We start from the raw sequence: 22787 nt of genomic DNA, 5'->3' as shown, positions 1-22787 counted from the left end.
GTCACTCCTCCGTTTAGCGCCAGCCGAGCGCCGGCGCGACATGGGTTAGAATCGATTCGATCACGTGGGCGTTGTAATCCACGCCCAGCTGGTTAGGCACGGTCAGCAGCAGCGTATCCGCTTCGGCGATGGCCTCGTCCTGCGCCAGCTGCTCGATCAGCACGTCCGGCTCGGCGGCATAGCTGCGGCCGAAGATCGCCCGGGTCTGCGCGTCGATATATCCGAGCTGATCGCCCTCCTTGCCACCGCCGCCGAAGTAGTTGCGATCCCGCTGATCCACCAGCGCGAAGATGCTGCGGCTCACGGAAACCCGCGGCTCATGCGCGTGGCCGGCCTCTTGCCAGGCGGCGCGGTAGGCGCGGATCTGCTTGGCCTGCTGGATGTGGAAGGGTTCGCCGGTCTCGTCGTTCTTGAGCGTCGAGCTTTGCAGGTGCATGCCGAGCTTCGCCGCCCAGACGGCGGTGGCGTTCGAACCGGCGCCCCACCAGATGCGATCGCGCAGCCCGGCGGAAAACGGCTCCGGCCGCAGCAGCCCGGGCGGATTCGGGAACATCGGCTGTGGATTGGGCTCGGCGAACCCTTCGCCGCGCAGCGCTTCCAGGAACACTTCGGTATGGCGACGGGCCATGTCCGCGTCGGTCTCGCCGTCGGCCGGGGCATAGCCGAAATAGCGCCAGCCGTCGATCACCTGCTCCGGCGAGCCGCGGCTGATGCCGAGCTGCAGCCGCCCGCCGGCGATCAGATCCGCCGCGCCGGCGTCTTCCACCATGTACAGCGGGTTTTCATAACGCATGTCGATCACGCCGGTGCCGATCTCGATGCGTTGGGTTTTGGCGCCGATGGCGGCCAGCAGCGGGAACGGCGACCCCAGCTGGCGTGCAAAGTGGTGTACGCGAAAATAGGCGCCGTCCGCCCCCAGATCTTCGGCGGCAACCGCCAGATCGATGGACTGCAGCAGCGCATCCGCCGCGGAACGGGTGCCGGACTGGGCGGAAGGCGACCAGTGGCCAAACGAGAGAAAACCAATCTTTTTCATCGGGAATCGTCCTCAAAGGCAAAATCATCGGCCTACAGTGACAAAAATCGCGCGCTCTGCGCCAGCAAAATCGCCCCCGATCGCACTAAACGAACCGATTGCCGCTGCGCCGCCCGGCGATTGTAATCAAAAAACAAATGTCGTATAACAAGCAGCTCCGAGGGGTGTCCTGTTACGGGCTGAGATGGCGCAAGCCGAACCCTTTGAACCTGATCTGGGTCATGCCAGCGAAGGGACGGTTAGGCAACAACGCTCTCACCCGTTGCCTGTTCATACCCCAGCGTGCCCGGATCTCCACTGACTCAAGGAGGTCCCATGTCCATCACCACCCTGTTCGAAAGCGGTCTTTACGGCCGGTTGCGCCAACAAGCCGGCAGCCACTGGCAAGATTACGTCGATCACCCGTTTCTGCAGCAGCTGGCGGCCGGCACCTTGCCCGAACGCGCTTTTCGCCGCTACCTGACCCAGGACTACCTGTTCCTGCTGCACTTCGCCCGCGCCTACGCACTGCTGGTCAGCAAGCTACGCACCCTGCCGGAAATGCGCGCCGCCACGGCGTCGCTCAACGGCATCGTCGCCGAACTGCCGCTGCACGTGGCCTATTGCGCCGAATGGGGGCTGAGCGAAGCGCAGATCGCCGCCCAGCCGGAAGCGGCGGAGACCATGAACTACACCCGTTACGTGCTGGATATCGGCCATGCCGGCGACGCCCTCGATCTGCTGGCCGGCCTGCTGCCCTGCGTGGCCGGCTATGCCGAAATCGGCCTGCGGCTGCTGCACGACCCCGCCACCAAAATGGAGGGCAATCCTTACGCCTCCTGGATCCGCAACTACGGTGACGAGGGCTATCTGGCCGGCGTGCGCGCTGCCATCGAGCTGTTGGAAACCGTCGGCCACCAGCGCGGCGCACCAGGCCGCTTCACCGAGCTGGCGCAGATTTTCACCACCGCCACCCAGCTGGAATCGGCATTTTGGCAGATGGGGCTGAACGCCTCATGACCTCCCCGCTTCTCCCGCCCGGCATCCAGGTGCGGGATCTTAGCCTGCGTTTCGGTCAGCAAATCGTCTTCGACCGGCTGAGCTTCGACATCGCCGGCGGCAGCTTCGTCGCCCTGCTCGGCGCCAGCGGCGCCGGCAAAACCAGCCTGCTGAAGATCATCGCCGGCCTGGAACGGGCGACCTCGGGCACGGTGACCGGCAGCGACGGTTTGCCGATCGCCGGGCGCATCGCCTACATGGGGCAAAAAGACCTGCTCTACCCGTGGCTGACCGTCGAGGAGAACGTCGCCCTCGGCTCGCGGCTGCGCGGCGAAGTGACGGATCGGGCGTGGGCGGCGCACCTGCTGGAGCGCGTGGGCCTGGCCGCGCATGGCCGCAGCCTGCCCGCCGCGCTGTCCGGCGGCATGCGCCAGCGCGCCGCCATCGCCCGCACGCTCTACGAACGCCAGCCGATCGTGCTGATGGACGAACCCTTTTCCGCGCTGGACGCCATTACCCGCGCCGAGATCCAGAGCCTGGCCGCCGAACTGCTGGCGCAAAACACCGTGCTGCTGATCACCCACGATCCGATGGAGGCCTGCCGCCTGAGCCACCGGCTGCTGGTGCTGTCGCCCTGGCCGCTGGGCCTCGACGATAGCCACCGCATCAGCGGGCAACCGCCGCGCGCGCCGGATGACGCCGACCTGCTGAAAAGCCAGGCCGAACTGCTGCAACAGCTGGTGAGGGCCGCGCAATGAAGATTGCCAAAGAGCGTGGGCTTACCCGCCTGCGGCGTGGGCTGACGGTGTTTGCCGGCCTGCTGCTGCTGTGGTGGCTGGCGGCGCAAAGCGGCATTCCGGCCTTTCTGCTGCCCACGCCGAGCGCGGTGGCGCAGGCGCTGTGGGACGGGCGCGGCTACTTCGCCTGGCACACGCTGGTCACCGCTTCGGAGATCGTCAGCGGGCTGGCGCTGGGTGTGCTGCTCGGCGCGGCGCTGGCGCTGTGCATGATCTTCTCGCCGCGCCTGCAACGCTGGCTGATGCCGCTGGTGCTCACCAGCCAGGCGATACCGGTGTTCGCCCTGGCGCCGCTGCTGGTGCTGTGGTTCGGCTTCGGCATGAGCGCCAAGGTGGCGATGGCGGTGCTGGTCATTTTCTTCCCGGTGGTATCGGCCTTTTTCGACGGGCTGCGCCGGGTCAACAACGACTATCTCGATCTGGCGCGCACGATGCGCGCTTCGCGCTGGGCGCAGCTGCGGCACGTGCGGCTGATGGCGGCGCTGCCGGCCTTCGGCTCCGGCCTGCGCATGGCCGCCGCCGTCGCGCCGATCGGCGCCATCATCGGCGAATGGGTCGGCTCGGCCGAAGGGCTGGGCTACGTGATGCTGAACGCCAACGCGCGCATGCAGACCGACGTCTGCTTCGCCGCGCTGTTTATTTTGGTGCTGATGACCGTGCTGCTGTGGGCTGCGGTGGATGCGCTGCTGCGGCGCCTGATCGCCTGGGCGCCGGAAAACGACTGATGATTGCAACCATAACCAGGGATAAAGGAACGACCATGATCAAACAAACCGTTTGCGGGCTGCTGCTCGGCGCAGCCATCACCGGCCAGGCCGGCGCGGCCGAAAAGCTGACGCTGGTGCTCGACTGGTACATCAACCCCGATCACGCGCCGATTATGGTGGCCGAGCAGATCGGCGCCTTCAAGGCCGAAGGGCTGGACGTCAAGATCGTGCCGCCGTCCGATCCGGCGCTGCCGCCGCGGCTGGTGGCCGCCAAACAGGCCGACCTCGCCATCACCTATCAGCCGCAGCTGCATTTCTTCGCCGATCAGGGCCTGCCGCTGATGCGCGTCGGCACGCTGATCAACACGCCGCTGAATACGGTGATCGCGCTGGATAAAAACATCACGTCGCCGGCGGATCTCAAGGGCAAAACAGTGGGTTACTCGGTCAGCGGCATCGAACAGGCGACGCTGGCCACCATGGTCGAACACGAGCACCTCAGGCCGCAGGACATCAAGCTTATCAACGTCAACTTCCAGCTGACCAGCGCCCTGCTGGCGGGCCAGGTCGATGCGGTGATCGGCGGCTACCGCAACATCGAAGCGCTGGAGCTGAAGCTGCAGGGCAAGACGCCGGTGGTGTTCAACGTCGAAGATTACGGCGTGCCGGCCTACGACGAGCTGATCATCGTCGCCCACCGCGATGCGGTGAACGAGCCGAAAATCCGCAAGTTCCTCGCCGCGCTGAAGCAAGGCAGCGACTACCTGCATGCGCACCCGCAGGACACCTGGCTGGCATTCGCCAAGGCGCACCCGGAGCTGAATACCGAGCTGAACAAACAGGCGTGGCAAGCCAGCCTGCCGCTGTTCGCCCGCGATCCGGCCAAGCTGGATCGGGCACGCTACCAGGCTTACGAACAGTTCCTGTTCGACAACAAGCTGATCAAGAAAATCACGCCGGTGGAACAGTACGCGGTGGAGCTGGACTGATCACGCCGAGGCGGCCGGTGGCGCCACCGTCACCTCGCCCTGGCCGCTGCGCTGCAAGGCCGCCTTCACCAACCCGTTGGCCTTGCAGCGCTCGATAAAATCGTTCACGTAGGTGGCGCCCTGAGTTTTTTGCCGCGGCACCGCCATCGCCTGCCGGATGGCGGTGAAGTGCCCCTCCAGCACCCGGTAGCCGGGATGGGCGGCCGCAGCGGCCAACAGCGGCTGGCGCACGCCGGCCGCCGCCTCCAGCCCCCGTTCGAAAAACAGCGCGATCGCCTCGGCGGAGGTTGCCGCCCGCACCAGCTGCGCCTGCTGCAGCGTGCGCGATAAAAACAGATCGTACGCCGCCCCCTGGCCGACCGCGATGCGCACCTCCGGCCTGTCGAGCTGCGCCACCTCAAAGTAAGGCGCGTCGTTCGCCACCAGATAGGTTCCCTCGATGATCACGTAGGGCTCGCTGAAGGCGATCTGCGCCGCGCGCACCGGCTCGATGGCCATAAACGCCAGGTTCCAGGCGCCGCTGTCCAGGTCGGCGAACACCTTGCCCGCCGCGTCATAGGTGACCAGTTCGAGCGCCACGCCCAGTTCCTGGGCCAGCGCGGCGGCCAGCTCCACCGAAGCGCCTTGCGGTTTGCCACCGGCCCCGGCCTGTGCCAGCACCGGATTGCCGTAGTTGATCGCCGCGCGCAACACGCCTTGCGGGGCCAGATCGTCGAGTACCGCGGCGGGAATCGTCTGCATACTTCCTCCTGAATGGCTGATGGGCGCACCGTCGTGGCGCTCATTAAGCGTAGAGCGAAACCTCCGACCAGCAAGCTTTCGCCGCCGAGGCCGCCGTCGGCGTGATTAACGTCACACTATTGTCATAAAAATGTACAATAGCCGCCGCTCGTCGGCCGTAGCGGGAGATCGCGCGTTGTTCCGCCGCCGGCAATAGGCTATACCCTTCACTTTTCGCGCCGCGGCACGCTCGGCGGCGCAAACCAGGGCAGCAACGGTTTTATTTCAATCAGACAAGGTTTGGCGGATGGTTTTAGCAGTCGTTTCGTTTGTTCTCTTTTTGGCGTCGATTTTGATTTATCGCACCCGGGCCGCCGCCAACCGCTGGTGGTTCGCCATTCTGCTGACGCTGCTCGGCAGCTATCTGGTGCTGAACGTCATCCTGATCGCCAGCAACTACTTCACCGGCGACGGCATCACCGACGCGGTGATTTACACCGTCACCAGCAGCCTCAAAGGCGCGGGCATCAGCAAATACGTGCTGCCGTTTATCGGCCTGCTGGCGGCGCTGGGACTTATCTTCGCGGTGCTGGCCCGCAGCCTGCTGCGCCGCAAGGCCAAAGGCAGCAGCGTGGCCTACAGCGTCGTCGCCGTGCTGCTGGCGCTGTTCTCGGTCGGCACCACCCCGGCGTTTCAGGACATCTCGCTGCTGGTCAAGAGCCAGATCGTCGGCGATACCGCCGATTTCACCACCTACTACAAGGCGCCGAAAAAGACCGTACAGGGCAAGCGGCCGAACCTGGTGTACATCTATGCCGAGAGTCTGGAGCGCACCTACTTCGATACCGAGCTGTTTCCCGGCCTGGCCGACGAGCTGAACGCCCTGCGCACGGACAGCATCGATTTCAGCAACACCCAGCAGCTGCCGGGCACTGGTTACACCATCGCCGGCATGGTCGCCTCGCAGTGCGGCATTCCGCTGTTCGCACCTTTCGACGGCAACGCCTCCAGCGCGGTCTCCACCTTCTACCCGGAGAACGTCTGCCTGGGCGACGTGCTGAAGGCCGCCGGCTACAGCAACTATTTCTATCAGGGCGCCGAGCTGGCGTTCGCCGGTAAAGACACCTTCCTGAAATCCCACGGCTTCGACCACGTTTACGGCTTCAAAGAGCTGCGCGAACAGGTCGCCGATCCGAGCTACAAAAACGACTGGGGCTGGTACGACGACAGCGTGCTGGACGTGGTGTACGGCAAGTTCGTCGAGCTGTCCAGGCAGCGCCAACCGTTCTCGCTGTTTACCCTGACCGTCGACACCCATCACCCGGACGGCTTTATCTCCGCCGGCTGCAGCAAGAAAAGTTACGCCTGGCAGAATAAAGAAAACCGTTCGCTGAGCGCGGTGGCCTGCAGCCAGCAACACATCGCCGCGCTGATCGACAAGATCAAACGCTCGCCCTATTTCAGCAACACCGTGATCGTGGTGTCCTCCGATCATCTGGCGATGAACAACACCGCCTACGATATCCTGACCAAACAGAAGCGCCGCAACCTGTTCTTCATCATCGACGGCACCCGGCCGCTGGCGGAACAGCGCAACGAGAAGCGCAGCACGCTGGACAACGGCGCCACGGTGCTGGACGTGATGGGCGGCGACAACTACATCGGCCTCGGCCGCAGCAGCCTGTCGGCGCCGTCGCTGTCTACGGTGTTCCTGAACATCGAAGAGAAGATCAACGGCTGGAAACCGGCGGTGATCAACCAGTGGGGCCTGCCGAACCGCATCAGCGACTACAGCGTGGATACGCGCCAGCGCAGCTTCAGCTTCTCCGGCGTCACCTACAAGGTGCCGTTCATTCTGCGGGTAGGCGATAACCGCATCGAACCGATGTTCAACGTCTACCTCTCCACCCCGCTGCGCAAGCAGCTGGCCGGGCTGGGCGCGGGGGAAAAATTCGTCTGGGTCGATAAATGCTACGAGATCGGCCGGGTCTGGGCACCGCAGCTGGCGCTAAGCACCGACATCTGCGTGGCCTCCGGCACCCTGGCCTCACCGCCGCAGATCGTGCAGGCCAGCGGCGAACGCTTCCGCGGCAAGGTGAGCTTTACCGCCCCGGCGGCGGACAGCGTCGCCGATTATCAAAACGCCGTTGCTCGCCTGCAGGTGGACGACGCGGCGATGAAGTACCGGGCGGACAGCATCGAGTTCATGCTGCCCGGCCTGCCGGAGCAGGTGAAGGCCATCACCGGCGTTTCCGGCGTCGAGGAGTGGGGCCGCTGGTCCGACGCCAACCTGGCGCCGGCGGTCGACATCGATTACGTCGATCCGCTGCCGAAGCGCTTCGATCTGGTGCTGCGCGCCCGCGCCTACGGCAATAACGTCGGCGAACCGATTTCGGTGCGCGTCGGCGACGAAGAGCGCTTCGTGTCGCTCGGCGAACAGGACAGCACCGTCACCCTGCGCTTCGACAACCCGCGCGGCGCGCAGAAGATCAGCATTACCCCGCCGGCCCCCACCGAGCCGAAAGAGAGCGCCAGCGGCGGCTTTACGCCGAAGAAGCTGGGCATCGGCCTGGTGTCGTTGAAGGTCGAGGCGGCCGACCCCGCCTCCTGATCCCCGCGCCTTCACGGGCGCGGTATTTTCTTTGCCGCGCCCGTCATTTCGACCAAGCTTTTACGCCCTTCTTCGGCTAACCTGTGACGGTAAAACGCCGCAACCCCGCCACAGAGCCGGGACATCCAAGGAGAAAGTATGAGCTATGCCCCACCTCGCAGCGGCCTCAGCGCCGATCAGGCACTCGATCAACTGGAAGCCCTGTATGACGCCGCGGTAGACGCGCTGCGTCAGGCGGTCGGCGACTTTATCAGCCACGGCACGCTGCCGGATGCGCAGGCGCGCGCCGCCGGGCTGTTCGTGTATCCCGAACTGCGCGTCAGCTGGGACGGGCAGCAATCCGGCCCGAGCAAAACCCGCGCCTTCGGCCGCTTCACCCATCCCGGCAGCTACAGCACCACCGTGACCCGGCCGCAGCTGTTCCGCCACTATCTGGCCGAACAGCTGGCGATGCTGGAGCACGATTACGCCGCCCATATCGAAGTGGCGCCGTCGCAGCAGGAGATCCCGTTCCCTTACGTGATCGACGGCTCCAGCCTGGCGCTCGATCGCTCGATGAGCGCCGGCATCGCGCAGCATTTCCCCACCACCGAGCTGGCGCAGATCGGTGACGAAACCGCCGACGGCCTGTACCACACCACCGACAACCATTTCCCGCTGTCGCATTTCGATGCGCTGCGCGCGGATTTCTCGCTGGCGCGGCTGCGGCACTACACCGGCACGCCGGTGGAGCACTTCCAGCCGTTCGTGCTGTTCACCAACTACACCCGCTATGTGGATGAGTTCGTGCGCTGGGCCTGCGCCCAGATCGCCGATCCGGCCAGCCCGTACATCGCGCTCTCCAGCGCCGGCGGCACCTATATCACGCCGGAAACCAGCGCCCCGGAGCAGGCGGTGTCCGATCTGGCGTGGAAAAACCACCAGATGCCGGCCTATCACCTGATTTCGCGCACCGGCCAGGGCATCACGCTGATCAACATCGGCGTCGGCCCGTCCAACGCCAAAACCATCTGCGATCACCTGGCGGTGCTGCGCCCGAGCGCCTGGCTGATGATCGGCCACTGCGGCGGCCTGCGCGAAAGCCAGTCGATCGGCGACTATGTGCTGGCCCACGCCTATCTGCGCGACGATCACGTGCTGGATGCGGTGCTGCCGCCGGATATTCCGATCCCGAGCATCGCCGAGGTGCAGCGCGCCCTGTACGACGCCACCAAGATGGTCAGCGGCATGCCCGGCGAAGAGGTCAAACAGCGCCTGCGCACCGGCACCGTGGTCACCACCGACGACCGCAACTGGGAGCTGCGCTATTCCGCTTCGGCGCGGCGCTTCAACCTCAGCCGCGCGGTGGCGGTCGACATGGAGAGCGCCACCATCGCCGCTCAGGGTTACCGCTTCCGGGTGCCGTACGGCACGCTGCTGTGCGTCTCCGACAAACCGCTGCACGGCGAAATAAAACTGCCGGGCCAGGCCAACCGCTTCTATGAAGGGGCGATCTCCGAGCACCTGCAGATCGGCATCTGCGCCATCGATCTGCTGCGCGCCGAGGGCGACCGCCTGCACTCGCGCAAGCTGCGCACCTTCAACGAACCGCCGTTCCGATAACGGTTATCAGGCCCGCTGCGGCGGGCCGTTTTTTCCTCAACGCACCAGCGCCAGCGCGCGTTTCTCCTGGCTGCGGCCGCCGGCGATCGACAGCAGAATGTCTTTGACCAGCAGCGCCGGGGCGGACAGCGCCTGTTGGCCCGACATGCACAGCGCCAGCGGCACCGACATCGTCGGCGCATTGATGCGCGCCATCCAGGCCTTGGCCGGGCCGATCATCGCGCGTGCCACCGATTCCGGCAGCACGGTCGCCCCCAGCCCGCCGGCGATCGCGGCGCTCAGCGCGCCCGAGGATTCGATCTCCCCCACCACGTTGACAGCCAGCTTGCGCAGCGCCATCGCCTCTTCCAGCTGATTGCGCACCGCATCGCCCTCGCGCGGCAAGAACAGGTTCAGCCGCGCCACGTCCAGCAGCTCGACGCTGTTGCCGGGATGCGGCACCGCGCGCGTCGCCACCAGATAAAGATCTTCCCGCATCAGTGCAATGGCGTGCAGCCCGGCGGGCATCTTGGCGCCGTAGACCATCGCCATGTCCAGCATCTGATTGGCCACCTGCCCGGCCAGCGCCGCGCCGCTGTTTTCATGCAGGCTGAGCAGGATGCCCGGCTGCTGATCGCGCAGGCTCTGCAGCAACGGCAGCGCCAGCTGCGCCGCGGTGCTGCCCGACGCCAGCCCGAGAGACACCTGGCCGCTCATCGCCTGCCCGGCGCTGTTGACCGCGCTCTGCGCCTGCTCGCACTGGCGCAGAATGGTCTGCGCGTGGGCATAGAGAATATTGCCGGCCTCGGTCGGCTGCACCCCGCGCTTGGTGCGGATCAGCAGCTGTTGTTTCAGCTCCCCCTCCAGCGTCGCCAGCTGCTGGCTGAGCGCCGGCTGGGCGATGTGCAACACCTCTGCCGCCTGGGTCAGGCTGCCGATATCAACGATTTTCACGAAGTACTTCAGACGTCTGAAATTCATAGTGCCTCCAGCGAGCCGCTAAATTGAGAATGCCGAAATCCGGTCAGGCACCGCAGCAAGATCCGGGCCAGAGTCGGTAAACGGCCATGGAAGCGGGATACACGGCGGCCGACGGCCGTTCGTCGGGCGGCGAGCGCCACCGCGCAGGGCAGGCGTTGCACCACAGGCAAGCAACGGCCCGAACAACGGGCCATCCGGGGGCACTGCGCGCGGGATAAGCGACAAAAGCGAGAAAAAGCAGCAGGTTGGGCAATCTTGCAGCAAACGACCGCATCTGGCGTTTTCACGCTTTACAAGCCGCAACCGCCCCGCTATTATTCGCCCCGTTCAAACGATTCCTCTGTAGTTCAGTCGGTAGAACGGCGGACTGTTAATCCGTATGTCACTGGTTCGAGTCCAGTCAGAGGAGCCATATTTAGAGAAGCCCGCTCAGGGAAACCCGAGCGGGTTTTTTGTATTTCAGCCGCCGTCAAAAGCTGCGTTTCGCCACCAGATAGGCGCCCGCCACCAGCAGCAGGGCGCCGAACAGCGCCGCATGTACGCCTAAGTGCGCCACAATTGGCCCGGTGACCACAAAGGTCAACATGGTGCCGACTGTTCCACAGGTCAGAATGAAATTCACCAGATTGGGTGAGGAAACACTCGCTTGCTGTGAGCCGAGCGTAATCACCGTGGTATAAATCGCGCTGGAAACAAAACCAGGCCCGAAGATGAAATACTTTAAGATGTGAATTTCATCGCCGCTAACAAACAGGAACATGGTCAACGTGGCTAAGGCTGCGAGCACCGGTGGCTATAACAGCATGACCGTGCAGGACATGATGCAGGGAGCCGCGGAGAAGCGCTTCGAAGTGACGCTCCCGGACAAACCGGTGCAGTGGCTGACGGACAATGGTTCGGCGTATACGACGCATGGCACGCGCAAGTTCGCCACAGAGTTGAATCTGGAAGCCTACACAACGGCAGCGAGCAGCCCACAGAGCAACGGCATGGCCGAGCGGTTCGTGAAGACGATGAAGGAAGACTACATCGCGTTCATGCCAAAACCGAATGTGCGAACGGCGCTGCAGAACCTTGCTGAGGCGTTCAATCATTACAATGAAAACCATCCGCACAGCGCACTGGGATATCACTCCCCGAGAGAACACCGGCGCCTGCGGGCATTGTTAACTTAAGATACAAAAGCTGTCTGGAGATAGCGGGTCAAGATCACCTTCAGTGTCAATGCCCAGAGCGAGGAATACGGCTTTGTTAATCACGCTGCCAGCCTGACGAACCCCCACCACGATACAGTCAAGATAAACAATGGGATACAGTGCATCAAGAGACCTATTTTACCACTTTGTCACCTGTTCTTTAACTGCATCGGTGACTTTAGATATCAGCGTGGGAGACACGCCCGTATCGTACATTTCCTTGAACGTGGCGACGATTTCGCGGGTGGTCATGCCTTTGGCATAGAGGGACCAAATCTGGATGTCCATCTGCGCAATACGCGTCTGGTAACTGAGGTTCAAAGGTATTTTCACGGTCACGCGGGGTGTTCAGCTCGCTCTCGCCGTCATCACTCAGCAGCATTTTTGACGCGTAGCCATTGCGGGTATTTGAGCCTTTTTTGGGCGCGTTTTTCTCGTGTCCGAGGTGCTCGCTTAGTTCTGCATTGAGCGCCGTTTCGACGGTAAGCTTCGTCAACATCCGGAAAAACTGGTTGAGGTCGGCTTCGGTTTTAAGGCCTTTGCCAGTTCAGCAGTCAGCGCTTTGAGTTTATTTTCGTCCATAACTGCCTGTCTCGGTTGTGGGAATGAACATATCAAAAACAGGCAGATACACAATTTAAATTACAGTCTCTATTCGCACGGCTTTGGTCGAGAAATTCTACGGCGACCGAGTGGTATTATATTTCATCTTCTTACTCCACGCCTATACCCTATGGTTTACAAAGTTATTTTATCGCATGGCACATATAACCCCCTCCCTTTAATACTATATCCTTTAAGCATTCAAATATAGCCAATAAATGGATGAACTCGCTTTTGTCTGACGGGATGAACATAGCTTAAATATGAATCACCCGGTGTAGCCTCCACCGTTAAAGATGTACACAACCCTTTAACTGTCTCAAGCGTAACTTGCCATAGAAATATTGATCTCATATTAGAGATCCGAGTAATTTCCATTGATGCAACGACAAAGGGATCTTTCGATTTTTTTTGGTATGTAGACACCCAGTGATTAAGCCTTTTATTTTTCAACTCGCCACTCAAAAGATCGTAGTCGAACGTAACATAGTATTCAGTTGGATAAGCATCCGAAAGCCCATCATACATAAACATCTGAACAATATTATATGCATAGCCGTTGATCCGGTTCGTTGTGTGTTTTCTCCATATTGGCATTTGCCTGCTAAGACCCCAGTCTTTTTCAATAAAACTAGCCAAATAAATAATCTTATTAGCAGACTGGAAATCGAGAATACCTTTATTATTGGTCGTGATCCACGACTCAAGGCCATAAGGTCGTGGATAGGGGCAGCCGTTTTCCTGTAAAAATTCGTTACCTGATTCAGGGTGTAAAATAGGTGGAATTGGTGATTGCCACATTGAGCGCCAGAGCAGCGTAGAAAAATTCAGAGGTGGCAGCTCAGCACGAGCAATGACTCTGCCAGCAACCGCACGGAGATGTTGTGCACTATATACAGCTAGAAGTTGATAACGTGGATCAGATGTTAGCATAGCATAAATATCCATCACTACAGTCGTATAGTTAGATAATAGTACATGCTCTAAAATTACAATGCCATAGTATATATTGTGTAACGTAACGACAGGTACAGATTCATGAACGCTCTGGCCTGTTTGCCAGGCTGGCAAAAAGTTGCGGTATATGGCAATACGTAGATATAATCATACAACATCAATGTGCTATGACATGGAGTGTTCACTTTGAAAAAATCAATGTTGCTCTTTTTGCCGCTCATTTATTCATGCAATGTATATGCAAATAAAAATCTCTGCTCTGAAAAAACATCAGCCAACAACGCCTTTAATAATGCCATCTTGGCTCAAGAGTGGTCAGCTAAGAAAACGCCTAAAAAAATCAGCATGCGTATAACCAGCAAGGATGACTATATCTCGGCTGATTCCCAGGTAGAGTTTGATGACTGCGGTACCCTGCTGCATTCACGCGCTAAAAAAACCGTCAGGTCACAAATTAACAAGAGTATTTTAGTGATCCAGTTCAGCAGCACGCTTGATAAAAACCATAGCAACTGGGATTACAGCTCAACATTTAACATGTCTATGATTGAGAATGACAATGCCCGCCATGAGCTGATGGCGCAAGAAATCAGCGGCACCGTGCTCACCGATGGCGGTGGCCGAATCGTCCGTTCGGAAGAGGCATCCGACCTGCTAATCAAGCAAAAGCACCAGTCAAGCAAGGCGGTAACAACATATTTAGCCGATGACGCCGGGAGGCTGTCCAAGACAAAACGCGTTAGTACGCTGGGCAATGACAGTGGCAACACCGTTTATAGTTATGGCGCTAAAAATCTTTTAATAAGAACAAAATCAGGTACAACCACCGCAGATTTTACTTATGATAATGACGATAGAGAGTTAACCAGCAAAGAAGTGATGAAGTCCTTCACCACAGAAACGACCACAACCACCTGTAAAAGCTGGAATAAGTTTGGAAGATGTATTAATGCTCAGCAAAATATTTCAATTTTGATTAAAGACGTGAAGAAAAACCGGGATAACGTCTACGACCACGTTGCAGAAATAAAGTATGACTATGTTTACTAGATTGTTATCGGGGGAATAGTTTCCCCCAATGATCTGCGGCTAGCTCAAGACGCAGAAACAATCCCGGCGGCGGCAAACCGCTCCCTCAAAAGCTGCGTTTCGCCACCAGATAGGCGCCCGCCACCAACAGCAGGGCGCCGAACAGCGCCGGCAGATTCTCGCGCAGCGCCGCCGGGCCGGCGCGGTAGACGTCCACCAGCAGCCCCATGCACAGCTGGCTGGCGACCAGGATCGAGATGGTGGCCGCCGCCCCCAGTTTTTGGTAGCCCAGGATACCGGCAAACACGAACAGCGATCCCAGCAGCCCCGGCAGCAGCATCCACCACCTGGCGGCGCCGGTCACTTCCGCCACCGCGCCGAGGCCGTTTTTGGCCAGCAGCAACCCCACCAGCAGCAGTAAACCGACGCTGGAGTTGATCACCAGCGTGATAAGGATGGTCGAGACGCTTTCGGTAATGCGCACCATCAGCAGATTCTGCACCACCAGTCCCATTCCCGCCGCGATCAGCAGCAATAGCATATTCATCGCCCTGCCTCCCGGGATCAGCGCGCCGGCGGCGTGGCCCGCTCGTCGAGCGTCAGCTGCAGGAAGGTCAGATCCAGCCATTGGCCGAATTTGGCGCCCACCTGCTCCATACGCCCTACCTCATGGAATCCCTGCGCCAGATGCAGCTGAATGGAGGCCTGATTGCCGGATTCGATGCCGGCCACCATCACGTGCTTGCCGATCTCCCGCGCCCGTGCGATCAGGGCGATCAACAGCGCTTTGCCAATCCCTTCACCGCGATGCGCCTGATGGACATACACCGAGTGTTCTACGGTATGGCGATAGCCGTCCCAGGCGCGCCAGTCGCCGAACGACGCGTAGCCGATCGCCTCGTCCGCGCCGTTCACCGCCACCAGCACCGGGTAGCCCGCCGCCTGCCGTTCGCCGATCCACGCCGCGCGATTGGCCGCATCCACCGTTTGTTCATTCCAGATGGCGGTGCTGTTCAACACCGCGTCGTTATAGATGGCGGCAATCGCCGCGCTATCGTTGAGCGTCGCATTTCGTATAATCATGGTTTACCCCGGCCAATTGTCCACTATAATACTACGATATGAATATTAAATTAGACAATCTAAATCAGCTGATCGGCGCACGCATTCGCATTGAACGCGAGGCGCGCCACTGGTCGCTGTCCGATCTGGCTGAGCAGGCGGGCGTTTCACGGGCGATGGTTCATAAGATCGAGCGCGGCGAGAGCAGCCCGACGGCGATGCTGCTGGGCAGGCTGGCGGGGGCGTTCGGCCTCAGCATGTCCAAGCTGATCGCCCGGGCGGAAACTCAGGAAGGCCGGCTGCTGCGCCGGGAAGATCAACCGATCTGGGTCGATCCGGAGAGCGGCTACGTGCGGCGCCACGTTTCGCCGCGCACCGATCTGCCGCTCGATCTGGTGCGTATCGAACTGCCGGCCGGCGCGACGATCCCGATGCCGGCTTCGGTGTATGCCTTCAAGCGCCAGCTGATCTGGGTCTTATCCGGCGAGTTGGTCTTTGTGGAAGGTGACGCGCGCCATGACATGGCCGAGGGAGACTGCCTGGAGCTCGGCCCGCCGGCGGACTGCCGTTTTGAAAACCAGAGCGACCAACCGTGCGTGTATATGGTGGCGGTGCTGAGCGCCGCCTGACGCCCCGCCCGCGCTAGCCCTGCGTCGGCCGGTTATAGCCGGCGCGGAAAAACTTCTCCGCCAGCCGGCTGTCGCCGCCGGAAAAGAACTCGCTCATCGGCTCACTGCCGAGGCCATAGGCGCGACTCAGCTGCCCGGCTTCGAACGCCGCCCGGTTTTCGTCGCCGCAGCGCTGCGCCAAATGGTGCGCATAGCCGAGCACAAAGCCGCGCTTATAGTCGGAGCAAAAGCGCGACAGCTCCGCCTCCGGCTTCAGGTTCTCCGCCTTTAGCCCCGCCAACAGCCCTTTGCCAAAATGGTCACCCACGGTTTCCTCCTCATTACGCCATCGCTATATAATAAAATATACAGCGAATAAGCGAACGAGAACATACTCCCTAAGTTTTACTCGCCGCATAAAAAAGGCCCGCCAAGCGGGCCTGAGGGAAAGCGGGCAATCACAGCGTGAAATTCAGCCCTTCGCTGACGGTCTTGCCCAGCGGCAGACGGCCCGACGGCGCCTCTTTTTCCTGCAGGAAATCCGGCAGGCGGGCCTTGTCGCCCGGCTTGCCGATCGCCACCATGGCGTGCACCGCATAGTCGTCCGGCAGCTGCAGCGCCGCCTTAATCTTGTCGTGGTGAATGCCGCTCATGCAGTGGGTCAACCAGCCTTTCAGGTGCGCCTGATGCGCCAGGCTGGCCCAGGCGGCGCCGGTGTCGAACGCGTGGGTCGGGTTGTCCACCAGCCGTTCGCCGTTCAGGCTGGTGGTTTTGGAGACGATCACCACCAGCGCCGAAGCGTGCTGCGCCCAGCCGCGGTTGAAGTCGATCAGGAATTCCAGGTAGTTCTCCCAGCTGTCGGAACCGTGCTTACTGTAGGCAAAGCGCCACGGCTGAATGTTGTAGGCCGATGGCGACCAGCGCGCCGCTTCAAAAAAGCTCAGCAGCGTTTGATCGTCGATGGCGTCGTTGGCCATCGCGCGCGGCGACCAGCGCTCGATAAATTGCGCATCAATCGGGTAATCGGAGGTTCTTGGCTGGCTCATGATAGGTTCTCGCAGTGAAGTAAAAACAAAAGTTCGCTGATATTCCCACAGCTTAGAACGATAAAACTTTTATTTCGTGCCATTGCCCTGCGGCAGCTCCTGCTGCAGCCAGGCGAGAAACGCCCTGACCGGCGGATGCCGCTCGCGCCCCGGCGCGCACAGCACGCTATAGGCGGCGCCCGGTACGCGCACCTCCGGCCGGTACGCCACCAACAGACCGTTGTCCACCATATCGGACACCATCACCGAACTGGCGAGCACCAGCCCCTGCCCGGCCACCGCTGCCTGCAGGGCGTAATGCTCCTCGTGATAGCTGCGCATCGCCGCATGGCGCTGCCACCAGTCTACGCCGGCGGCCCGGCACCAGTCGCGCCAGCCGCTGTCGTACAGCGCCGAATCCCCCCACTTGACGGTGATCAGCACCGGGTTTTCCGGCTCGGCGGCGGCCAGATCCGGCGCGGCGTAGACGCCAAAGCTTTCCTCCAGCCGCGCCGTCTGATGCAGCGCGGGATACTGCGCACGGCTGTAACGCACCGCCACGTCCACGCTGGCGTCCTGCTGCAGATCGATCACCTCGGCACAGGCCTCCAGGCGCACCAGATAGTGTGGGTACGCCTGGTAGAAACGCCCCAGGCGCGGCACCAGCCACAGCGCCGCGAAAGAGTGCGTGACCGAGACGCACAGCGACCCGGTGCTGGGCTGCGGCCGCAGGCCCTCGAGCGTGGCGGCGATGTCCAGCAGCGCGCCGTGCACCCCGGCAAACAGCGTTTCTCCCTTCGGCGTCAGCCGCACGCCGCGCGGCACCCGCTCGAACAGCGCAAACCCCAACTGCTGTTCCAGCGCTTTGATCTGGTGCGAAATCGCCGTCGGCGTCACCGTCAGCTCGGCCGCCGCCAGCTTGAAGCTGCGCAGGCGAGCGGCGGATTCAAAGGTGCGTAATGCGTTGACGGGCAGCGTGGCGAACATGGCGAAGCCTCTTGAGATGAGTTGAAATCATCCTGGCAGAAAAGCCGTCATTTGTCGCCTGCCGCCACTTGTTTCTAGAGTAGGGCTCAATTCACTTGATACCGAGGAACATGACATGAATACAACTCATCAATCCAAGCGTCTGGTGGTGCTGGTCGGCAGCCCGCGCCGCGACGGCAACAGCGCCACGCTGGCGCAGGCGATCCTGGCGGGCGCCGCCGAAGCCGGCACGTCCGCCAGCCTGCATTTTCTCGATGATTACCTGAGCGGTTTTCTGAGCGATGAACGCCACACGCCACCGCCGGCCGATCGCTACGCCGAGCTGTTCCTGGAGCACTTCCTGCCGGCCGATGGCGCGGTATTCTGCACGCCGATTTACTGGTACGGCATGTCGGCGCAAACCAAAGCCTTTTTCGATCGCTCGTTCAGCTTCTATTCCAACGCCTACCCTCAGGCGGAACAGGTGCACCAGCGCATGAGCGGCAAGCGTATCGGGCTGGCGGTAGCGTCGGAAGAGACCTACCCCGGCGCGGCGCTGGGCATCGTGCATCAGATCCAGGAGTTCAGCCGCTACACCCATTCCGCATTCGTCGGCGTGGTGCACGGCGCCGGCAACCAGCGCGGCGAGATCGCCCGCGATCCGCGCAATCCGCTGCAGGCCGCCCGCGAACTGGGGCGCGAGTTCTTCACTCGCCCCTATTCGGATTATCAGATGGACAGCCCGCGCAGTACGCAGGTCTGGGAGGAGTAAGCGCGGCGCCCGGCAGCAATTGCAAACATAACGTTAGCATCTGTCGCAATCTGTTGCGGGCCATTGGCCCGCCGTTGCCGCGCTTGTATGATACGACGCGGCGCCAGACGGTGGCCGCCGATCTCAAGCGGAAGCGAACTGCAATGTCTAAACAGTGGAAAATAGCGGCGGCCAACGCCGGTTTACGTCTCTATACCCGCATCGCGGGCAATTTCCGGCCCGCAGCGAGCTTCGATCCGCAGCAATCCTTTGAACGCATCGTGATTTTCTCCACCAGCGCCCTCGGCGATCTGATGTTCAATACGCCCGCCATCCGCGCACTGTGCGAACGCTATCCCGGCGCGCAAATCACGCTGGTCTCCAGCCATAAAAACCGGCAGCTGGTCGAAGGCAGCCCCTGCTTTCATGACGTGATTTACTGGGACCACAAGGCCAAAGACATGTTGGCCGTTATCCGGCGCCTGCGAAAAAACCGGCCACAGCTGGCGGTCATCCTGCACTCGAAGGCGCCTTACGACGTGCTGGTCGCCATCGCCGCCGGTTGCCAATACCTGTTCAAAGACGTTTACGGCAACAAACCGAGCGGCATGGAGCGCTGGCTGACCGGCGTCAGCCACAGCAGCGACGGCCATTTGATTCAGCGCAAGCTGGATATGGTGGGGCAATTGGGGTGCCGTACCGACAATCCTGACATGTTCATCCCGGTCGCTTTTCCCGCGCTGGCGAAACCGGCGGGCAAGATCCTGATCGGCTTTCAGATGGGCGCCTCCGAAACGCTGCGCCGCTGGCCGGTCGATCGCTTTGTTGAGCTGGCGCAACGGCTGCTGGCGCACTCCCCCGACTGTCAGATCGCGTTGATTGGCAGCAAGGCGGAGCGCAGCCTCGAGCGGGAATTTATGGCGGGTTTGAGCGAAGAACAGCAACAGCGGGTGGTAAGCCATATCGGCGCGACCACGTTGCCGCAACTGCTGGCGACGATCGCCAATCTGCAGGTGCTGGTAACCGGCGATACCGGGCCGCTTCACCTCGCCGTGGCGTTGAAAACCGCCACCGTCAGCCTGTTCGTCACCGCTAACCCGCGGCATACCGGCCCCTATCAGGACAGCGAACGGCATCAGGTGATGCACGTGCCGGTTGACAGCGCCGCGCTGAGTGCCGCTGAGCGCCGCCAGCCGCTTAGTATTATCGCGGCGGAACAGGTGTGGGAGAAGACGCTGGCGGCGCTGTCGTCTGCACAGTCCCGATCGGCCGCCGTTTAGGCTGCGACAGCAGCAGCGCCAGCGGCAGCCAAAACAGGTACCAAAACTCCGCCGGATTGGCGATCACAAACATGCCCTGCGAACTGTAGAACACCAGCATAAACAGAAACAGGCCCGCCTCCCAGCGCCGCCCTGCGCGCCAGTGTGCGATGGCGAGCCGCGCGCCATATCCCAGCAGCGCCAGCAGCAACAGGAAACCCACGCAGCCGCCCTTCAGCAACGCGCCGAGGTACAGGCTGTGCGTGGTGTGGTTCAGCTCGCCGGTGTAATTGAGAAAGTTAAGCTGCTTATCAAAGCCGTAGCCGAAGAACGGCGCCTGTTCGATCAGCGCCAGGCTGTGGCGCCAAATGCTGATGCGAACAAAGCTCTGTTGATACAGCTCGCCAAAACGCGTCAGCAACATTTCGCCGATCGCGCTGTAAACGACGGCAAGAACCACAGCCAGCGCGCCGGGCAACAGAAACCACAGCCACCGTCCCGGCCGGTGTCGATAAGGCATCGCCACTACCACCGCGAGCGCCAGTGCGATCAGCGGGCCGCGGCTTTGCGTCAGCACCATGAATGCCAGCAGCGGCGGGATAAAGCACAGCGCCGCTTTTTGCCCGGTATCGCGGAAAATCATCAGGCTCAACAAAATGGCGATGGCGGCGTAACCGGCCAGATCGATCACGTTGCTCGGCCCCGGATTGCGGGCGGTGGTTTCTCGCAGATGATAAATCGACGGGGCGTCGACCAGCGTCAGATACAGGCACAGCGCCGTCATGCCGGCCAGCATCGCCCACTGCAGTTGGTGACGCCGCTCACCGTCGAGCAGCGTCACCAGCCAGGCGAGGTAGAGCAGGATATAGGCGCTGTGGGTCAGGGCCGACGGCATGTCGCCCGGCGTCTCGCCCCACAGCGCGCTGAGGGAATAATAAAGCAAAAACATCAGCGCCAGCCCGCCCCCCCAGCGCGCCTGACGATTGGCCCACAGCTGCCGCCGCAGCGGCGGCCAGGTGAATACGGCGGCCAGCCATAGCAGCGCCGCCAAATGAAACAGGTTGTTGACGCGGGTCTGCCCGCAAAAGATCGCGCTGAAAAACGCGAAGGCTAAAAACAGCGCGCTGCCGAAGCGATAACACCGCTCAGGCTTGCTGAAAGTAAACATTGCCGTCCACCTTCTCGAAGATATCGCTGCCGATAGCGCTGTGCAGGGAGAGGTTTTTTATCGCGATCTGCTGCTTTTTCATGATCGCGCCGGCGTGTCGAAAAGCGGGGATCACCAGCGACTCCACCTTGTCCGCCAGGAACGTGGGCAACCGATCCTGCTCCGTTTCGTAAAAGCGCGGCAGGTGGAAGTTGTTCATGTCCAGCCCGGCGATAAACAGCTGCTTGAAGCCGAGATAGGCGATAATTTGCAGCGCCCAATAGGCCACGGTGCCGGCATCGAAAATGCCGCAGCGGATATCCTGGCTAAAGCCGAGCATGCGGCTCTCGGCGGCAAAAACCACGCCGTTTTCCCGGCAGTAGTGCTCCCACAGCGCGCCGCTGTCGATCCGGGGGCGGTAAATCTTGCAGGCCGCGTCTTCGACGATCGCCAATCGGCAAGCGATCGCCGCCGGGCCAAAGCGATCGAGAATGCGCGCCACGCCGTGCACGGTGGTGAACAGCGTCAGCTCAGGCCGTTGAATGACGTCGCGCACGATCTCTGGGCGGCTGTCGATAAACCCCATGTCCACGATGACGTAGAAGCAAAAATCCACCTGCCGATGCAGAAAATAGGCGCCGTTGACCCCGATGGCGGGCATGGCGGGAATATTTTCGAAGCGCAGCGCCTTCACCGACGGGCCGGTAGCCGTCAGCAGCACCTCCCCCCGGCAGCTGCTGCGCAGTTCGCTCAGCGGGACGATCGGCACCGGCCGGTGCTTGTACCATAAGGCGGCGATTTCACCGCCTTCGCCGCGCGCGATCTTCACGTAGGGCCAGAGGTTTTCGTTATGCCGATAAGGGCGCGCGTGGGAATAGCGGTAGACCTGCTTAAAAAAAGAGCCCATGGTGGCGATGTCCTATCCAGAGTGCGTGACGATACCTACAGAGGCATCTTTCTGTATGCTCAGAATTTAAAAACGTGTCAGCACTGGCCAGGCCGCACAGCGAGTATCTAAATATTCGTTTAATGAGGCAATTTTTGTAATTTGAATTATTAGTCAGCGTATCGACAAAAGATATGTCGAAGTGTTAATTGAATGAGAAACTGTTGCAGTGCGTAAAAATAACGTGAGTGGCAGCGGCACCGCCGCTTGGCATTGATGGGGTTTTGTTATAACGTATCACAACTTCAGCCAAAGGAAGACGACGATGAAAATCCAGCTGTCGCTGCTGTTTCTCAGCCTGCTGGCCGGCAAGGCCGCGGCGTTTCAGTCAAAAGTGCCCGAACCGCGCCCGGAACAGGCGCGCGCGGCGGAACAAAACATCGAAAATCTGTTTTACGGCTTTCACGCCATGGATGCCCAGCCGGTGAACATCGGCAGCTGCGCGGCGGTGCCGGTAGCGGGATGCCAATGCGCGTTCTGCACCCAGCTGCGGCAGGCCGGGCGCTGAGTATGATTTAAATCACCAGCAACTCATCGAGCAATGCCGGGTTACGCTCAATCAGCAGCAGAAGTTTCAGTGCCGACCCCGAGGGTATGCGGCGTTCCTGCTCCCAGCTTTGCACCAGTCCCACGCTGGCCCCCACAGCCTTGGCAAACTCCGCCTGCTTCATCCCACGGGATTTGCGCAGCAGCTTGACGTCTGGAATAGCATGACGGTGAACATGCTCGGATTTTGGCGTCATCTTACCCTTTTCGATCGCCACCATTTCGTTCATACTGCTGACCAAATCGTCGAAAAGTTCTTTTTTCATAATGCTTTAATTCCTTCGTCACGCCA

Annotated in this window: 23 protein-coding genes, 1 tRNA gene, 3 pseudogenes and 1 riboswitch; of the genes and pseudogenes, 13 read left to right on the top strand and 14 right to left on the bottom strand. The window is 61.0% G+C overall.

The annotated features are described in order from the left end of the window. Positions 1 to 13: 13 nt before the first annotated feature. Complete coding sequence (locus tag EKL15_RS12810; protein ID WP_060420422.1) at positions 14 to 1036, bottom strand: LLM class flavin-dependent oxidoreductase; 1023 nt, start codon at positions 1034 to 1036, stop codon at positions 14 to 16. Positions 1037 to 1186: 150 nt separating this feature from the next. Then, positions 1187 to 1289: riboswitch (TPP riboswitch) on the top strand. Positions 1290 to 1351: 62 nt separating this feature from the next. Here EKL15_RS12810 and EKL15_RS12805 point away from each other — a divergent pair. Genes EKL15_RS12805 through EKL15_RS12790 form a run of 4 tightly spaced genes read left to right on the top strand, consistent with a single transcriptional unit; the run spans position 1352 to position 4507 of the window. Further along, positions 1352 to 2035: a TenA family protein gene (locus tag EKL15_RS12805; RefSeq protein WP_087763138.1), complete on the top strand. Its 684-nt coding sequence runs from the start codon at positions 1352 to 1354 to the stop codon at positions 2033 to 2035. Continuing rightward, on the top strand, positions 2032 to 2772 hold the full coding sequence (locus EKL15_RS12800; protein WP_060437755.1) for an ABC transporter ATP-binding protein: 741 nt from the start codon (positions 2032 to 2034) through the stop codon (positions 2770 to 2772). Before EKL15_RS12805 ends, EKL15_RS12800 begins: the two co-directional genes overlap by 4 nt. Next, positions 2769 to 3536: an ABC transporter permease gene (locus tag EKL15_RS12795; protein ID WP_060420416.1), complete on the top strand. Its 768-nt coding sequence runs from the start codon at positions 2769 to 2771 to the stop codon at positions 3534 to 3536. Before EKL15_RS12800 ends, EKL15_RS12795 begins: the two co-directional genes overlap by 4 nt. Positions 3537 to 3571: 35 nt before the next feature. Beyond that, positions 3572 to 4507, top strand: coding sequence for an ABC transporter substrate-binding protein (locus EKL15_RS12790; protein WP_147840146.1), 936 nt, complete (start codon positions 3572 to 3574; stop codon positions 4505 to 4507). Here the strand turns inward: EKL15_RS12790 and EKL15_RS12785 are convergent, their stop codons facing one another. Continuing rightward, complete coding sequence (locus EKL15_RS12785; RefSeq protein ID WP_100396960.1) at positions 4508 to 5248, bottom strand: transporter substrate-binding domain-containing protein; 741 nt, start codon at positions 5246 to 5248, stop codon at positions 4508 to 4510. 286 nt (positions 5249 to 5534) lie between these two features. Here EKL15_RS12785 and opgB point away from each other — a divergent pair, with 286 nt between their 5' ends. Both opgB and EKL15_RS12775 read left to right on the top strand, forming a co-directional pair. Next, positions 5535 to 7838 carry a phosphatidylglycerol--membrane-oligosaccharide glycerophosphotransferase gene (gene opgB, locus EKL15_RS12780; RefSeq protein WP_070914584.1) on the top strand — a complete coding sequence of 768 codons (2304 nt, stop codon included), beginning with the start codon at positions 5535 to 5537 and terminating at the stop codon, positions 7836 to 7838. Between the two features lie 138 nt (positions 7839 to 7976). Beyond that, a complete protein-coding gene (locus tag EKL15_RS12775) occupies positions 7977 to 9440 on the top strand; it encodes an AMP nucleosidase (RefSeq protein WP_049198706.1) in 1464 nt (487 codons plus the stop codon). A 36-nt stretch (positions 9441 to 9476) separates the two neighbouring features. On the opposite strand, the gene nac is transcribed toward EKL15_RS12775, so the two are convergent. After that, positions 9477 to 10400: a nitrogen assimilation transcriptional regulator NAC gene (gene nac / locus EKL15_RS12770; RefSeq protein ID WP_203089608.1), complete on the bottom strand. Its 924-nt coding sequence runs from the start codon at positions 10398 to 10400 to the stop codon at positions 9477 to 9479. Between the two features lie 336 nt (positions 10401 to 10736). On the opposite strand from nac, the gene EKL15_RS12765 reads away from it, so the two are divergent. After that, positions 10737 to 10812: transfer RNA gene (locus EKL15_RS12765), tRNA-Asn, on the top strand. A gap of 57 nt (positions 10813 to 10869) precedes the next feature. Here the strand turns inward: EKL15_RS12765 and EKL15_RS12760 are convergent. Continuing rightward, positions 10870 to 11187: pseudogene (locus EKL15_RS12760) on the bottom strand (MFS transporter TsgA); the annotation flags it as partial. On the opposite strand from EKL15_RS12760, the pseudogene EKL15_RS12755 reads away from it, so the two are divergent. Beyond that, positions 11177 to 11575 (top strand): annotated as a pseudogene (locus EKL15_RS12755) (integrase core domain-containing protein); the annotation flags it as partial. The pseudogenes EKL15_RS12760 and EKL15_RS12755 overlap by 11 nt on opposite strands. A 21-nt stretch (positions 11576 to 11596) precedes the next feature. On the opposite strand, the pseudogene EKL15_RS12750 reads toward EKL15_RS12755, so the two are convergent. Continuing rightward, a pseudogene (locus EKL15_RS12750) lies at positions 11597 to 12178 on the bottom strand (transposase); the annotation flags it as partial. A gap of 222 nt (positions 12179 to 12400) precedes the next feature. After that, positions 12401 to 13132, bottom strand: coding sequence for a hypothetical protein (locus EKL15_RS12745; protein ID WP_157800495.1), 732 nt, complete (start codon positions 13130 to 13132; stop codon positions 12401 to 12403). Positions 13133 to 13342: 210 nt separating this feature from the next. Here EKL15_RS12745 and EKL15_RS12740 point away from each other — a divergent pair, with 210 nt between their 5' ends. After that, a complete protein-coding gene (locus EKL15_RS12740) occupies positions 13343 to 14206 on the top strand; it encodes a hypothetical protein (RefSeq protein ID WP_238423703.1) in 864 nt (287 codons plus the stop codon). An 85-nt stretch (positions 14207 to 14291) separates the two neighbouring features. On the opposite strand, the gene EKL15_RS12735 is transcribed toward EKL15_RS12740, so the two are convergent. Both EKL15_RS12735 and EKL15_RS12730 read right to left on the bottom strand, forming a co-directional pair. Continuing rightward, entirely contained in the window at positions 14292 to 14732 is a 441-nt protein-coding gene (locus tag EKL15_RS12735) for a DMT family transporter (RefSeq protein ID WP_043143187.1), read from the bottom strand. 17 nt (positions 14733 to 14749) lie between these two features. Continuing rightward, positions 14750 to 15268, bottom strand: coding sequence for a GNAT family N-acetyltransferase (locus tag EKL15_RS12730; RefSeq protein ID WP_100396964.1), 519 nt, complete (start codon positions 15266 to 15268; stop codon positions 14750 to 14752). Between the two features lie 38 nt (positions 15269 to 15306). On the opposite strand from EKL15_RS12730, the gene EKL15_RS12725 reads away from it, so the two are divergent. Then, entirely contained in the window at positions 15307 to 15876 is a 570-nt protein-coding gene (locus EKL15_RS12725) for an XRE family transcriptional regulator (protein WP_060420404.1), read from the top strand. A gap of 13 nt (positions 15877 to 15889) precedes the next feature. Here the strand turns inward: EKL15_RS12725 and EKL15_RS12720 are convergent, their stop codons facing one another. The 3 genes from EKL15_RS12720 to EKL15_RS12710 all read right to left on the bottom strand — a co-directional run bounded on the left by EKL15_RS12720 (position 15890) and on the right by EKL15_RS12710 (position 17867). Beyond that, positions 15890 to 16183, bottom strand: coding sequence for a DUF2623 family protein (locus EKL15_RS12720; RefSeq protein WP_060451675.1), 294 nt, complete (start codon positions 16181 to 16183; stop codon positions 15890 to 15892). Between the two features lie 130 nt (positions 16184 to 16313). Continuing rightward, the gene (locus EKL15_RS12715; RefSeq protein WP_033635168.1) at positions 16314 to 16901 is read right to left on the bottom strand and encodes a nitroreductase family protein; all 588 of its coding nucleotides are present in this window, start codon (positions 16899 to 16901) and stop codon (positions 16314 to 16316) included. A gap of 69 nt (positions 16902 to 16970) precedes the next feature. Further along, positions 16971 to 17867 carry a LysR substrate-binding domain-containing protein gene (locus EKL15_RS12710; protein ID WP_203089593.1) on the bottom strand — a complete coding sequence of 299 codons (897 nt, stop codon included), beginning with the start codon at positions 17865 to 17867 and terminating at the stop codon, positions 16971 to 16973. 115 nt (positions 17868 to 17982) lie between these two features. Between EKL15_RS12710 and EKL15_RS12705 the strand changes: the two genes are divergently transcribed. Both EKL15_RS12705 and EKL15_RS12700 read left to right on the top strand, forming a co-directional pair. Next, positions 17983 to 18618, top strand: a complete 636-nt coding sequence (locus EKL15_RS12705; protein WP_063989218.1) for a flavodoxin family protein — start codon at positions 17983 to 17985, stop codon at positions 18616 to 18618. 143 nt (positions 18619 to 18761) lie between these two features. Continuing rightward, complete coding sequence (locus tag EKL15_RS12700; protein WP_100396967.1) at positions 18762 to 19877, top strand: glycosyltransferase family 9 protein; 1116 nt, start codon at positions 18762 to 18764, stop codon at positions 19875 to 19877. On the opposite strand, the gene EKL15_RS12695 is transcribed toward EKL15_RS12700, so the two are convergent. Together EKL15_RS12695 and EKL15_RS12690 are read right to left on the bottom strand one after the other, a co-directional pair. Next, complete coding sequence (locus EKL15_RS12695) at positions 19801 to 21024, bottom strand: O-antigen ligase (RefSeq protein WP_060439553.1); 1224 nt, start codon at positions 21022 to 21024, stop codon at positions 19801 to 19803. The genes EKL15_RS12700 and EKL15_RS12695 overlap by 77 nt on opposite strands. Continuing rightward, the gene (locus EKL15_RS12690) at positions 21002 to 21910 is read right to left on the bottom strand and encodes a sugar glycosyltransferase (protein ID WP_203089566.1); all 909 of its coding nucleotides are present in this window, start codon (positions 21908 to 21910) and stop codon (positions 21002 to 21004) included. The genes EKL15_RS12695 and EKL15_RS12690 overlap by 23 nt, the downstream gene beginning before the upstream one ends. Before the next feature lie 304 nt (positions 21911 to 22214). On the opposite strand from EKL15_RS12690, the gene EKL15_RS12685 reads away from it, so the two are divergent. Beyond that, positions 22215 to 22457 carry a hypothetical protein gene (locus EKL15_RS12685; protein WP_025303447.1) on the top strand — a complete coding sequence of 81 codons (243 nt, stop codon included), beginning with the start codon at positions 22215 to 22217 and terminating at the stop codon, positions 22455 to 22457. 7 nt (positions 22458 to 22464) lie between these two features. On the opposite strand, the gene nadS is transcribed toward EKL15_RS12685, so the two are convergent. Continuing rightward, positions 22465 to 22761 (bottom strand): NadS family protein, encoded by a 297-nt coding sequence (nadS, locus tag EKL15_RS12680; RefSeq protein ID WP_060420390.1) that lies wholly within the window; start codon positions 22759 to 22761, stop codon positions 22465 to 22467. Positions 22762 to 22787: the final 26 nt, after the last annotated feature.

The sequence above is a fragment of the Serratia sp. 4542 genome (genome assembly GCF_016805595.1).
In the GTDB taxonomy this organism is placed as follows: domain Bacteria; phylum Pseudomonadota; class Gammaproteobacteria; order Enterobacterales; family Enterobacteriaceae; genus Serratia; species Serratia nevei.
The sequence above is the reverse complement of the archived record's forward strand: the minus strand, read 5'-3'. Positions and strand labels throughout refer to the sequence as shown.

What these genes read in the sequence shown, in the direction of transcription:
- EKL15_RS12810 (WP_060420422.1), bottom strand. Translation starts at nt 1,036, where the DNA reads ATGAAAAAGATTGGTTTTCTCTCGTTTGGCCACTGGTCGCCTTCCGCC.
- EKL15_RS12805 (WP_087763138.1), top strand. Translation starts at nt 1,352, where the DNA reads ATGTCCATCACCACCCTGTTCGAAAGCGGTCTTTACGGCCGGTTGCGC.
- EKL15_RS12800 (WP_060437755.1), top strand. Translation starts at nt 2,032, where the DNA reads ATGACCTCCCCGCTTCTCCCGCCCGGCATCCAGGTGCGGGATCTTAGC.
- EKL15_RS12795 (WP_060420416.1), top strand. Translation starts at nt 2,769, where the DNA reads ATGAAGATTGCCAAAGAGCGTGGGCTTACCCGCCTGCGGCGTGGGCTG.
- EKL15_RS12790 (WP_147840146.1), top strand. Translation starts at nt 3,572, where the DNA reads ATGATCAAACAAACCGTTTGCGGGCTGCTGCTCGGCGCAGCCATCACC.
- EKL15_RS12785 (WP_100396960.1), bottom strand. Translation starts at nt 5,248, where the DNA reads ATGCAGACGATTCCCGCCGCGGTACTCGACGATCTGGCCCCGCAAGGC.
- opgB (WP_070914584.1), top strand. Translation starts at nt 5,535, where the DNA reads ATGGTTTTAGCAGTCGTTTCGTTTGTTCTCTTTTTGGCGTCGATTTTG.
- EKL15_RS12775 (WP_049198706.1), top strand. Translation starts at nt 7,977, where the DNA reads ATGAGCTATGCCCCACCTCGCAGCGGCCTCAGCGCCGATCAGGCACTC.
- nac (WP_203089608.1), bottom strand. Translation starts at nt 10,400, where the DNA reads ATGAATTTCAGACGTCTGAAGTACTTCGTGAAAATCGTTGATATCGGC.
- EKL15_RS12745 (WP_157800495.1), bottom strand. Translation starts at nt 13,132, where the DNA reads ATGCTAACATCTGATCCACGTTATCAACTTCTAGCTGTATATAGTGCA.
- EKL15_RS12735 (WP_043143187.1), bottom strand. Translation starts at nt 14,732, where the DNA reads ATGAATATGCTATTGCTGCTGATCGCGGCGGGAATGGGACTGGTGGTG.
- EKL15_RS12730 (WP_100396964.1), bottom strand. Translation starts at nt 15,268, where the DNA reads ATGATTATACGAAATGCGACGCTCAACGATAGCGCGGCGATTGCCGCC.
- EKL15_RS12725 (WP_060420404.1), top strand. Translation starts at nt 15,307, where the DNA reads ATGAATATTAAATTAGACAATCTAAATCAGCTGATCGGCGCACGCATT.
- EKL15_RS12715 (WP_033635168.1), bottom strand. Translation starts at nt 16,901, where the DNA reads ATGAGCCAGCCAAGAACCTCCGATTACCCGATTGATGCGCAATTTATC.
- EKL15_RS12710 (WP_203089593.1), bottom strand. Translation starts at nt 17,867, where the DNA reads ATGTTCGCCACGCTGCCCGTCAACGCATTACGCACCTTTGAATCCGCC.
- EKL15_RS12705 (WP_063989218.1), top strand. Translation starts at nt 17,983, where the DNA reads ATGAATACAACTCATCAATCCAAGCGTCTGGTGGTGCTGGTCGGCAGC.
- EKL15_RS12700 (WP_100396967.1), top strand. Translation starts at nt 18,762, where the DNA reads ATGTCTAAACAGTGGAAAATAGCGGCGGCCAACGCCGGTTTACGTCTC.
- EKL15_RS12695 (WP_060439553.1), bottom strand. Translation starts at nt 21,024, where the DNA reads ATGTTTACTTTCAGCAAGCCTGAGCGGTGTTATCGCTTCGGCAGCGCG.
- EKL15_RS12690 (WP_203089566.1), bottom strand. Translation starts at nt 21,910, where the DNA reads ATGGGCTCTTTTTTTAAGCAGGTCTACCGCTATTCCCACGCGCGCCCT.
- EKL15_RS12685 (WP_025303447.1), top strand. Translation starts at nt 22,215, where the DNA reads ATGAAAATCCAGCTGTCGCTGCTGTTTCTCAGCCTGCTGGCCGGCAAG.
- nadS (WP_060420390.1), bottom strand. Translation starts at nt 22,761, where the DNA reads ATGAAAAAAGAACTTTTCGACGATTTGGTCAGCAGTATGAACGAAATG.